At 76.0% G+C, this 11,660-nt stretch carries 8 protein-coding genes; 4 read left to right on the top strand and 4 right to left on the bottom strand.

Features of this window, described 5'->3' with window-relative positions:
• The first annotated feature begins 316 nt into the window (after positions 1–316).
• From GTY84_RS24240 to GTY84_RS24230, 4 genes are all read left to right on the top strand, one after another.
• The gene (locus tag GTY84_RS24240; protein ID WP_161228524.1) at positions 317–4,015 is read left to right on the top strand and encodes a hydantoinase B/oxoprolinase family protein; all 3,699 of its coding nucleotides are present in this window, start codon (positions 317–319) and stop codon (positions 4,013–4,015) included.
• A gap of 187 nt (positions 4,016–4,202) precedes the next feature.
• Positions 4,203–5,108: a universal stress protein gene (locus GTY84_RS24235; protein ID WP_161228501.1), complete on the top strand. Its 906-nt coding sequence runs from the start codon at positions 4,203–4,205 to the stop codon at positions 5,106–5,108.
• Complete coding sequence (locus GTY84_RS34730) at positions 5,105–5,230, top strand: hypothetical protein (protein ID WP_272919262.1); 126 nt, start codon at positions 5,105–5,107, stop codon at positions 5,228–5,230. Before GTY84_RS24235 ends, GTY84_RS34730 begins: the two co-directional genes overlap by 4 nt.
• Before the next feature lie 264 nt (positions 5,231–5,494).
• Entirely contained in the window at positions 5,495–6,556 is a 1,062-nt protein-coding gene (locus tag GTY84_RS24230; protein ID WP_161228500.1) for an alcohol dehydrogenase catalytic domain-containing protein, read from the top strand.
• A 336-nt stretch (positions 6,557–6,892) separates the two neighbouring features.
• Here the strand turns inward: GTY84_RS24230 and GTY84_RS24225 are convergent, their stop codons facing one another.
• From GTY84_RS24225 to GTY84_RS24210, 4 genes are all read right to left on the bottom strand, one after another.
• Positions 6,893–7,351 (bottom strand): universal stress protein, encoded by a 459-nt coding sequence (locus GTY84_RS24225; protein WP_161228499.1) that lies wholly within the window; start codon positions 7,349–7,351, stop codon positions 6,893–6,895.
• Positions 7,352–7,362: 11 nt separating this feature from the next.
• Positions 7,363–8,091, bottom strand: a complete 729-nt coding sequence (locus GTY84_RS24220) for a CBS domain-containing protein (RefSeq protein ID WP_161228498.1) — start codon at positions 8,089–8,091, stop codon at positions 7,363–7,365.
• A gap of 260 nt (positions 8,092–8,351) precedes the next feature.
• Positions 8,352–9,167 carry an SAM-dependent methyltransferase gene (locus tag GTY84_RS24215; RefSeq protein ID WP_161228497.1) on the bottom strand — a complete coding sequence of 272 codons (816 nt, stop codon included), beginning with the start codon at positions 9,165–9,167 and terminating at the stop codon, positions 8,352–8,354.
• Between the two features lie 56 nt (positions 9,168–9,223).
• Complete coding sequence (locus GTY84_RS24210) at positions 9,224–11,557, bottom strand: hypothetical protein (RefSeq protein WP_237532601.1); 2,334 nt, start codon at positions 11,555–11,557, stop codon at positions 9,224–9,226.
• Positions 11,558–11,660: the final 103 nt, after the last annotated feature.

Here is an 11,660-nt window from a genome sequence, read left to right as displayed (position 1 = left end):
ACATGCGGAAGCCGGGTGCCATTGGGACGATGTCCCCAGGCGGGGGCGGCCGGGGGACAGCGGAAGGGAGGACGTGGGGATGGCCCGCAGCGCTCCGCCCCCGGACACACCGCCCACCGCGGGAAAACCGCCCGACGGGACACCGCCCGACGGGACACCCGTGCCCGACGGCCCCACGCCGTCCGGCGGGACACCGTCGCCCCCCGCCGGGCCGCCGTCCGCCGCGGGGACTCCGCCGACTCCCGCCGGGCCGCCGCCCGACACCGCGCCGTCGCCGACCACCGCAGCCCCGTCCCCCGGTCCGCCCCCCGGTGAGCTGCCCGGCATCCGCTTCTGGATCGACCGGGGCGGCACCTTCACCGACATCGTGGCCCAGGCGCCCGACGGCGGGCTGAGGGCGCTGAAGCTGCTCTCCGAGAACCCGGGCCACTACCCCGACGCGGCCGTCGAGGGCATCCGGCGCCTGCTCGGGCTGGCCCCCGGCCAACCGGTCCCCGCCGGTGCCGTGCACAGCGTCCGCATGGGCACCACCGTGGCCACCAACGCCCTGCTGGAGCGCTCGGGGGAGCGCACCCTCCTGGTGATCACCCGCGGCTTCCGCGACGCCCTGCGCATCGGCTACCAGAACCGCCCCCACCTCTTCGCCCGCCGCATCGACCTCCCCGAGGTCCTGTACGAGCGGGTGGCCGAGGTCGACGAACGCGTCACCGCCGAGGGCGAGGTGCTCCGCCCGCCCGACCTCGACTCCCTCGCCCCCGAGCTGCGCCGGGCCCACGACGACGGCATCCGCAGCGTCGCCGTGGTCTGCCTGCACAGCGCCCTGCACCCCGCGCACGAACGGGCCGTCGGCGAACTCGCCGCCGCCGTGGGCTTCACCCAGGTCTCCCTGTCCAGCGACGTCGGCCCGCTCACCCGGCTCGTGCCGCGCGGCGGGACCGCCGTCGCCGACGCCCACCTCTCCCCGGTCCTGCACCGCTACGTCCACCGGGTCTCCCGCGAACTCGCGGGTGTCCGGCTGGCGTTCATGCAGTCCAACGGGGGACTGGCCGCCGCGGAGCACTTCCGGGGCACCAACGCCGTCCTGTCCGGACCGGCCGGCGGCGTCGTCGGCATGGCCGCCCTCTCCCGGCTGGCGGGACACGACCGCGTCGTGGGCTTCGACATGGGCGGCACCTCCACCGACGTCTCGCACCACGCCGGTGAACTGGAGCGTGTGCCGGTCACCGAGATCGCCGGGGTCCGCCTCCAGGTGCCGATGCTCGACCTGCACACCGTCGCCGCGGGCGGCGGCTCCGTGCTCCGCTTCGACCACGGCCGCTACCGCGTCGGCCCCGACTCCGCCGGTGCCCGCCCCGGCCCGGCCTGCTACCGCCAGGGCGGACCGCTGACCGTGACGGACGCCAACGTGATGCTCGGCCGCGTCCCGCCCGCCCGCTTCCCCCACGTCTTCGGCCCCGGCGGCGACCAGCCGCTCGACGAGGCCGTGGTGCGGCGGGAGTTCACCCGGCTGGCCGACCGCATCCGCGCCGCCACCGGCGACCGGAGGACCCCCGAGGAGGTCGCCGAGGGGTTCCTGCGCGTGGCCGTCACCCATGTCTCCGCCGCCGTCAAGCGCATCTCCGTCCACCGGGGCCACGACATCCGCGACTACGCCCTGACCTGCTTCGGCGGGGCCGGCGGCCAGCACGCCTGTGCCGTCGCCGACTCCCTCGGCATCCGCACCGTCCTCGTACCGCCCTTCGCCGGGGTGCTCTCCGCCGTCGGTATCGGACTCGCCGACATCACCACGGTGCACGAGCGCTCCCTGGAACTCCCCCTGGACCGGGCCCACATGGCCGAGGTGAACGCCGCGGCCGACCGGCTGGAGGCCGACGCCCGCGCCGTGCTGGCCGACCAGGAGGTCCCCCGCGCGCACGTCCGTGTCACCCGTGCCGCGCGCCTGCGCTACGACGGCACCGACACGCCCGTGACCGTGGCGCTGGCCGGGGCCGGGGCGATGACGAGGGAGTTCACCGAACGCCACCGGGCGCTCTACTCCTTCCTGCTCGACCGCCCGGTCGTGGTCGACGCCCTCTCCGTCGAGGGCCGGGGAGCGAGTCCCCAGCCCGACCTCGCCCGCCCGGACACCCAGCCCCCCGCCTGGCCCCCCGGCCCCGGCCACGACGGCTCCCCGGGGAAGGAGACCGGACGGCGGGAACCCCGGGAGGACGGCACCGGACGCGACGACGACGCCGGGGCCACCACACGCCTCCACCTCCGGGGCGCCTGGCACGCCGTACCGCTGCGCGCACGCGAACGGCTGCGCCCCGGCGCGGTGCTGGCCGGGCCCGCCGTCATCACCGAGGCCAACGCGACCACCGTCGTCGACCCCGGCTGGCAGGCGGCAGTCACCGGCTCCGGCCACCTCCGGCTGACCCGCACCACCGCCCTTCCCGCCGAGGACGTCGGCACCGGGGCCGACCCCGTCATGCTGGAGATCTTCAACAGCCAGTTCGTCTCGGTCGCTGAGCAGATGGGCGCCCGTCTCGCCGCCACCGCCCAGTCCGTCAACATCAAGGAGCGGCTGGACTTCTCCTGCGCCCTGTTCGACCCCGAGGGACATCTCGTCGCCAACGCCCCCCACATCCCCGTCCACCTCGGCTCGATGGGGACCGCCGTGCGCGAGATCGTCCGCCGCCGCGCCGGGACGATGCGGCCCGGCGACTCCTACGCCGTCAACGACCCGTACCACGGCGGCACCCATCTGCCGGACATCACCGTCATCACCCCCGTCTTCGGGGAACCCGGCACCCCGCACGCCGGCCGCCTGCTGTTCCACGTCGCATCCCGCGGCCATCACGCCGAGATCGGCGGACTCACCCCCGGCTCCATGCCCGCCGACAGCCGCCGCATCGAGGACGAGGGCGTCCTCCTCGACAACTGGCTGCTGGTGCAGGACGGCAGGCTCCGCGAGGAGGAGACGCTCGCCCTGCTCACCGGCGCCCGCCACCCCTCCCGCGACCCGGCGACCAACCTGGCCGACCTGCGCGCCCAGACCGCCGCCAACGCCAAGGGCGTCGACGAAGTGGGCCGCATGATCCGGCACTTCGGGCTCGACGTGGTCCGCGCCTACATGCGCCACGTCCAGGACAACGCCGAGGAGGCCGTGCGCGGCGCGCTCGACACCCTCACCGGTGGGACCCACCGCTACGAGACCGACTCCGGAGCGGTGATCGCCGTCCGGGTCGACGTCGACCGCGCCGGACGCCGCGCCACCGTCGACTTCACCGGCACCTCGCCCCAGCTCGACTCCAACCTCAACGCCCCGTCCGCGGTCGCCACCGCCGCCGTGCTCTACGTCTTCCGGACCCTCATCGCCCAGGACATCCCGCTCAACGACGGCTGCCTGCGCCCGCTGCGCGTCGTCACCCCCGAGGGCTGCCTGCTCGCCCCCGTCCCGCCGGCCGCCATCGTCGCCGGCAACGTGGAGACCTCGCAGGCCGTCACCGGCGCCCTCTACGCGGCCCTCGGCGCCCAGGCGGAGGGCAGCGGCACCATGAACAACGTGACCTTCGGCAACGCCCGCCACCAGTACTACGAGACGGTCGCCTCGGGCGCCGGAGCGGGTCCCGACTTCGACGGCGCGTCGGCCGTCCAGACCCACATGACCAACTCCCGGCTGACCGACCCCGAGGTGCTGGAGCTGCGGCTGCCCGTCTTGGTCGAGGAGTTCTCCGTGCGCCGGGGCAGTGGCGGCGCCGGCCGCCGGCACGGCGGCGACGGGGTGCGGCGCCGGATCCGCTTCCGGGAGGCGATGACGGTCAGCGTGCTCGCCGGGCACCGCAGGGTCCCGCCCTACGGGATGGCCGGCGGCTCCCCGGGCGCCCTCGGCTCCCACCACGTCGAGCGCGCGGACGGCACCGTCGTCCCCATGGCGGGCCGCGACTCCGTGGCGGTGCGCCCCGGTGACGTGTTCGTCCTGCTCACCCCCGGCGGTGGCGGCTACGGCACCCCGCCGCCGAAGGACCCCGGATGACCGGTGGCGCGGGCCGCCGGGGGAGTCGTCCGCCGCTTCCCGGGCGGGGTCCCGGCGGCGGACGGTACCGGGAGGCCCCCGGAGGAGGGCCGGTCGGCCCCGGACCGGGACCAGCGGCCCCTGCCCGGGGCCCCCGCCGCGCGAGAGGCTGGCAGTGCGGCACAACCGGACACAGGAGGTGGGCACCATGCCCCGCACGATCACCGTAGGACTCGACGGATCGCCCGAGAGCCGGGCCGCCGCCGAGTGGGCGGCGCGCGAGGCGGTCCTGCGCGATCTGCCGGTCACGCTGCTCCACGTACCGCACCCGGTGCCGGATCCCATGGCGCAGGCCCCGCTGCTCGGTGCCGAGACCCTCCAGCACTGGAGCGAGCGCATCCCCCGCGAGTCCGCCGAGGGCCTGCGACTGCGCCACCCCGCCGTCGAGGTGCGCACCGAGCAGCGCCCCGGCGCCCCTGTCGACGTCCTGGTGGAGGCCGCCGCCGAGGCCGATCTGCTGGTCCTCGGCTCCCGGGCGCTCAGCGGGCTCGGCGGCTTCCTCGTCGGCTCCGTCGGACAGGCGGTGGTCGCCCGCGCCGAGGCGCCGGTGGTGCTGGTGCGCACCGGGACCCAGGCCGCCGACGAGCACGTCATGGACGCCACCGGCATCCCCTCCGCCACCACCGCCTTTCGCCCCGTGGTCGTCGGCGTCGACCTCGCCCGCCCAGCCGAGGCACCGCTCGCCTTCGCCCTGGACGAGGCTCGGCGCCGGGGCACCGGCCTCTACGTCGTCCACGGCTGGAACCTCTCGCCCTACTACGCCTACAGCCTGGCCGCCGGGGTGGACGCGAGCGACGAGGCCGCCCGCCAGCAGGCCGCCGAACTCACCGGTCTGCTCCACCCCTGGAGGCAGAAGTACCCCGATGTCCCGGTCACCGAGGTGTCCCGTCTCGGCAGCCCCGCCAGACAGCTCATCGAGGCCGCCCGCGACGCCTCCCTGGTGGTGGTCGGACGGCGCCGCCGCAGGCGTCCGTTCGGCATCCACATCGGTTCCGTCGCCCACGCGGTGATGCACCACTCCACCGTCCCCGTCGCCGTGGTGGCGCACGAGTGACCCGCGGCCCGGCCCGGCGAGAGGAGCGACACGCCATGAAGGCAGCGGTCGTCCGGAAGTTCGGCGAGCCCCTCGTCATCGAGGAGCTCCCCGACGTCTTCGGCCTCACCGGGCCCGGCTGAGCCCCGGGCGACCCCCCCCGCCCTTCCCCTCCCCGCTCCGCCCGCGCCCGTCGCGGGCCGGGGTCGTCCCGCGCCCGCCCCGGGCCGGTCCGCTCCCCCGGACCGGCCCGGGGCGGGCGCGCGGGTCCCTCCCGAGCCGAATCCCGCCGGGTGCGACAAGCTGGACGGGTGAGGTGATCCCCGCCGGCCCCCGCCGGACCCGCGCCCGCGCACCCCGCCGTCCGCGGACCCGGAGGCCGCCGGCCCACAGCGAGAGGGTCCAGCATGAAGGCGTATGTCTTCCACGCACCCGGACGGTCCGCCTGGGAGGAGGTCCCCGACCCGGGCCTCGACGGGCCCGGCGACGCGATCGTCCGCGTCGACACCGTCACCATCTGCGGAACCGACCTGCACATCCGCAAGGGCGACGTGCCCGCGGTCCGGCCCGGCCGGGTCCTCGGCCACGAGGCGGTCGGCGAGATCGTCGAAGTGGGCCGGGGCGTGCGCACCGTGCGCCCCGGCGACCGGGTCCTGGTCTCCTGCGTCAGCCCCTGCGGGCGCTGCCGATACTGCCGTGAGGGCGCCTACGGGCAGTGCCTCGGCGGCGGGGGCTGGGTCCTCGGCCACACCGTCGACGGCACCCAGGCCGAATACGTCCGGGTGCCCTTCGCCGACCTCTCCCTCCACCCCCTGCCCAGCACCGTCACCGACCGGGACGCGGTGCTGCTGGCCGACATCTTCCCCACCGCCTACGAGGTCGGCGTGCTGAACGGCCGGGTGGGCCCCGGCGACACGGTCGTCGTGGTCGGCGCCGGGCCGGTGGGGCTGGCCGCCATCGCCACCGCCCGGCTCCTCTCGCCCGAACGCGTCATCGCCGTCGACGTGGCCGAGGCCCGGCTGGAGGCCGCCAGGGACTTCGGCGCCGACGCGGTGGCCGACGCCCGCGAGGACCCCGGCCAGCTCGTCGCGGACCTGACCGGCGGGCTCGGCGCCGACACGGCCGTCGAGGCGGTCGGCCTGCCGGAGACCTTCGAGCTGTGCACCCGCGTGGTGCGCCCCGGCGGGCACGTCGCCAACATGGGTGTGCACGGCGGGCCCGCCACCCTGCACCTGGAGGACCTTTGGATCAGGAACCTGACGGTCACCACCGGCCTGGTCGACACCCGCACCACTCCCACCCTGCTGCGCATGGCCGCCGCGGACCGGCTGCCCACCGGCCCGATGGTCACCCACACCTTCCCCCTCGACCGCATGGAGGAGGCGTACGACGTGTTCGCCAACGCCGCGCGCACGGGGGCGCTGAAGGTGGTGCTCGGGGAGCCCCGGCGCGAGATCGTCGCCACCTGAGCGCCGCCCCGTCCGCTGGTGCCGCCGACGGGACCGGAGGCATCGGGAGGCCGGGGCACACGGCCGGGCGGGAGCGCCCGGGGCGCGGGCCGCGCGGACGCTCCCGGGAACCGGCGGCGCGCCCCGTGCCCCACCCGTACGGTCGGTCCGGAGGCCCGGAGGCCCGGAGGTCCGGAGGCCCGGAGGTCCGGAGGCCGGCCGGTGTGTTCGCGCCGTCGGGCTCTCCCGGGGGGACCGGCGGCGGCCCGTACCGGGGCAGGAGGTGCCCCACCGAGAGACGCGCGGTCCGCACGGCCGCGGCGGAGGGAGACGTCCGGTCCGCTCCCGAGGCCGGGATCAGCGCTTCGTGTCCGGCTCCCCGCGCACCACGACCACCGGGCACGCCGCGTGCTGGGCGCAGCGCTGGCTGACCGAGCCCAGCACCGCGCGCGCGAACGCCCCGCGCCCCCGGCGGCCCACGACGAGGATCTCCGCGCCCTGCGAGGCGCGGATCAGGGCCTCCGAGGGGTCGCCCTCCACGAGCAGCTCGCGCATCCCGACCGGACGGCCGTCGGGGAAGACGGCGCTCAGCGACTGCGCGAAGCGCTCCCGGGCCTGCTCCAGGTCGAAGCCGGGCTCCATGGCGGGGGCACCGCCCCACCCGCCCGTGGCCGGGGTGTCCCAGACGTGCACCGCCTCCACGACGCCGCCGACGGTCCGCGCGTAGCGGTCCGCCCAGCGCAGCGCCGTGTACGAGGACGGGGAACCGTCCACACCCACGACCACCCTCGGTGGTACCGGCTCGGAGGGTCGCATGGCCACCTCGCTCACACGTCGCGGTCCGCTCCCGTCCACGCTGCCGGGACCCGCGCCGCGCCGCCAGTCGGGGCGGCCCCGCCCGCCGCCCGGTCCTCCTCGTCCCCGGTCCGCCAGTCCACGTCGACGACGCCCTCCACGGCCCGTGCCAGGCGGGCCGCGACCGGCACCAGCGAGGTGTCCCTCACCCGCCCGGCCAGGGTGACGGCCCCGTCGGAGACCTCAACCCGGACGGGCTCGGCGGGCCCCGGGAAGAGCGGCGCGACGACGTCCCGGCGGATCTCCTCGACGAGTTCGCCGTCGTCCCGCAGGAAGCCCTTGAGCAGGTCGGCCCGGCTGACGATGCCCCGGAGCAGGCCCGCCTCGTCCACCACCGGCAGCCGCTTGACCCCGTGCCCCGCCATGAGCCGGGCCGCGTGGGCGAGGGTGGCGCCGGGGCCGACGGTGACGGCGGGGGAGGTCATCAGCTCGGCCGCCGTCCGCGCCCCGGCCTTGGCCAGGTCGGCCAGGCGGCGCAACTGGGTGAACCGGTCCGGGTCGCCGTCCCGGAACTCCTCCTTGGGCAGCAGGTCGGCCTCGGAGACGACGCCGATCACCACCCCCTCGCCCTCCACCACGGGAAGGGCGCTGACCCTCCACTGGTGCATGAGGACGACGATGTCCTTGAACGGGGTGTCACGGCCGACGGCCACGGCCGCCCGCGTCATCACATCGCTCACGGGGCGTGGACTGCCGTACACGATTCCTCCAGGGTGTCGGTTGCGCCCGGCGGCGGGGTGCCGGTGGCCGGCGCACCGGGACCCGCCACGGCCGCTCCGCCGGATCCCCGGGCCCCGCCCGCCCCCGCACGCGGGGCCCCGCTCCCCCCGGTGCCCACCTGCTGGCAGCGTCCTCCCCGCGCGGGCGCGGCGCCAGGGGCCACTCGGGCACCGGTGGGGGCCCTTCGGCCCTCATCCGCCGCGGACCTCGCCCCGGGTCCCGCCGGCCCCCCGGAGGGCTGTCAGGGCTTTCGGGCCAGGCCCCCGTGCTCGCCGATCGGCTCCGGGGCGGGCGTGGTGGTGAAGGGGCGCCAGAGGGTGACCGGGACGACCCCGGGCTCCACCAGCTCCAGACCGTCGAAGAACCCCGTGATCTCCTCGACGGTGCGCAGCACGTAGGGGGCCGCGCCGCTCTCGTTGTAGGCGTCCTGGGCCTGCTCGAAGTCCGGGTCGATGCCGCGCGAGCCGTCGTTGATGGACACATGGCTGCCCGGCGGCAGGCCCGCCACCAGCCGGGCCACGACCGACCGCGCCTGCTCGTAGTCCGGGACGTGGCCCAGGATGTTGCTGAGGATGAGGCCGATGGGCCGCGAGAAGTCGAGTGTCCGCGCGGCGCCCGCCAGCACCCGGTCCGGGTCCAGCACGTCGGCGTCGATGTAGGCGGTCGCGCCCTGCGGCGTGGAGTACAGCAGCGCGCGGGCGTGCGCGAGGACCATGGGGTCGTTGTCGACGTAGACGATGCGCGCCTCGGGGGCGAGGCGCTGGGCCACCTCGTGGGTGTTGTCGGCGGTGGGCAGCCCGGTCCCGATGTCGAGGAACTGGCGGATGCCCGCCTCGCCGACCAGATACGCCAGATTGCGGTGCAGGAAGGCGCGGCTGCTGCGGGCGATGGTGACGATGCCGGGGAAGACGCGGGTGTAGGCGTCGCCGGCCTGTTCGTCGACGGGGTAGTTGTCCTTGCCGCCCAGCCAGTAGTTCCAGATCCGGGCCGAGTGCGGCACCGAGGTGTCGATGTTCTTGAGTGCTTCGGGTCCGGGCGTCGATGCGTGGTCGCTCATGGTGGTCCGTCTCTCAGCGGGCGGCACGGGTGCCTCGTGCACGGGTCCCGTCCAACCTACGTCCGGTCGCCCCGGTCCCGCACGGAGGCCGGGGACCCCGGCGGCGACGGCGGCACGGAACGGCCGGGGAGGGGGCGTTCCGTCCCGGGTCCCGGCGGCGCGGCCCGGCCGTCCTGGGCGATGGGCGCCGGGTGCCGCCCCGCCGCCTCCCGGCCCAGCAGCCGCTCGGCGTTGATGTCGTGGACGGCGCCGAGCGCGTCGCCGACCGTCGCGTAGTCCACGGCGACGAAGTTCACCGGCGCGCCGCGCTGCTGTTCGCAGCCGCGGACCCGTTCCAGGACGCGCTGGCGGGAGTTGACCGTGCCCGCGTCCAGCCGCCGTCCGCCGCCCGCCGTGACGAAGTGGTTGAGCAGGAACAGCCGCCGGCCGGTGCCGCCCCGGTGGGGCAGGCAGGTCATCTCGTCGGGGCTGCGGAAGGCGAACGGCGTCTCCATGCCGTACCGGTAGAAGTTGCGGTACCAGGGCGCCGGGCCGTCGGCCTTCTCGGTGAAGACGACCAGCCGCCGGCCGCTGTCGATCATGTCCTTGAGCCGGGGCCAGGGGCGGTCCGGATCGGGGTCCGGGGTGTGGATCAGGTCCGACAGCCCCGCCTCCTCGAAGGCCCGCTGGGTGGCCTCGGCGTCCGTGCCGTCCTGGAGGATCAGGGTGACGATCTCGGTCGGGTTGTCCCGCAGCCAGTCCCCGATCTGCCGCAGCGAGGGCGTCAGTTCCAGGGCGCCGGCGCCGCAGACGGCGTGGCACAGCCACAGCCCCGGGTGCGGCGGGTTGACCCGCTGGAGCACCTGGATGAGCTGCCGCCGCAGCTCGGGGGTGAACTCGGAGGCGTTCAGCCGCTCCGCGACCTCCTCGGGCCGCTCCCAGCGGTGGGTGTCCAGCAGCAGGGCCCGCACCCCGGCGTTGAGCTGGCCGACGATGTCCGGGTCCTGGAGCGGCCCGATGAACCGGTCGGCGGTGGTGGCCATGGCGTTGTGCGCCGCGAGCTGCGCGATCTCGTCGTAGCGGGCGTCGCACAGCTCGGTGCTGCCCTGGCAGATGCGCGGGGAGGAACCGGTCATCGCCACCGGCGCCAGCATCGTTCCGAGCAGGGCGCAGGCCGTCACGGTGAGGGTGAGCAGCGGGCCCTGGCGGGGGTCGGTGAGGCGCGGCACCGAGGGCCTGGTCTGCCAGACCCAGGAGACGGCGATCAGCAGGGCCCCGGCGGCGAGCAGGATCACGGCGACGACGGTGGCGGTGGACAGCAGCCGGTCCAGCGCGGTGGCCTGGACGTCGGCCAGCAGCCGGGCCGCGGACGGCGGCCAGGAGGGCGGCGGCACCAGGAGCGCGTCGCCCAGCACCAGGCGGAGCAGGAACACCCCGGCCGCGGTCAGGGCCGCGGCGGCGGCCGGCACCCAGCCCAGGGACATCAGGCGGCGGGCCGCCGGAGCGGGGGTGGACCGCCAGAGCAGGAACAGCGCCCCGGCGCAGAGCACGGCCGCCACCGGTTCCACCACGTCCTGGAAGAGCCGGGTGACGGCCCGCGCGCGGTTCACCGGGGCCAGCACCTCCTGCCCGGGGTCCACGTCGACGGTGATCACCCAGGTGCCCCGGCGGGCGTCATCGAGCAGCTCGCCCGCGGCCTCCCGGACCTTCTCCGACAGGGCGAGCGGCGCGACCGCGGCCAGCGCCCCCGTCACGTCGCCCCGGTCCAGCGCGGCGCCCACGGTGACCCGGGCCTCGGCGCGGGACCCCGGCGGCACCAGCCGCATCAGCGCCTCGGTGGCGGCGGCGGCCTGGCCGGGCGACAGCGGCAGCCGGGGCAGCGCCTCCAGCGGTGCCTCACCGGCCACCAGGCGCGCCGTCATCTCGGACAGGCGCTGCACGAACGCCTGGAAATCGGGCTCGGACCGCTGCTGGAGGGCGGCGACGGCGTCCCCGAAGTAGGCCTCGCTGAGGCGCTCCACATTGGCCACGACGGGTTCGAGGTCGACGGTGATCCGCAGGGCGGCGCGCTCGCCGCGCAGGTAGTGGATCACCTCCGCGATCTGGCGGTCGCCCATCGCGCGCAGCGTCTCGGGCGGGATCACGACCTTGAGGTTGGAAGTGACGGTGGACTGCGGGACGGGCAGCCGGTCGAGCAGCTCGCTGGTGACGGGCGTGCCGCGCGGATCGACCAGGACCTCGTCGTAGAACCGGCCGTAGGCCCCCTCGTCCTCCAGCACCTGCCCGTAGAAGCCGGGATCGAGGACGGTGGAGCGGATGACGGCCGCGGCGGCCAGGACGGCCAGGCTCAGCACGGCCACGACGCGCACCAGCAGCGCGAACCGGGGCGAGCGGCGCACCAGTGCGTTCATGGCCACCCTCCCGTCGTGCCGTGCGTGTGCTCCGTTCACCCTGCCACGCGAGCGGGGGGCGGCGGGGACCCGGTTCGTCCCCTCCGCCCCCCCGCCGTGAGCG

The sequence above is a fragment of the Streptomyces sp. SID8352 genome, assembly GCF_009862265.1.
Lineage (GTDB): Bacteria > Actinomycetota > Actinomycetes > Streptomycetales > Streptomycetaceae > Streptomyces.
This window is presented reverse-complemented; position numbering and strand designations above follow the sequence as displayed.

What these genes read in the sequence shown, in the direction of transcription:
- GTY84_RS24235 (WP_161228501.1), top strand. Translation starts at nt 4,203, where the DNA reads ATGCCCCGCACGATCACCGTAGGACTCGACGGATCGCCCGAGAGCCGG.
- GTY84_RS24230 (WP_161228500.1), top strand. Translation starts at nt 5,495, where the DNA reads ATGAAGGCGTATGTCTTCCACGCACCCGGACGGTCCGCCTGGGAGGAG.
- GTY84_RS24225 (WP_161228499.1), bottom strand. Translation starts at nt 7,351, where the DNA reads ATGCGACCCTCCGAGCCGGTACCACCGAGGGTGGTCGTGGGTGTGGAC.
- GTY84_RS24215 (WP_161228497.1), bottom strand. Translation starts at nt 9,167, where the DNA reads ATGAGCGACCACGCATCGACGCCCGGACCCGAAGCACTCAAGAACATC.
- GTY84_RS24210 (WP_237532601.1), bottom strand. Translation starts at nt 11,557, where the DNA reads ATGAACGCACTGGTGCGCCGCTCGCCCCGGTTCGCGCTGCTGGTGCGC.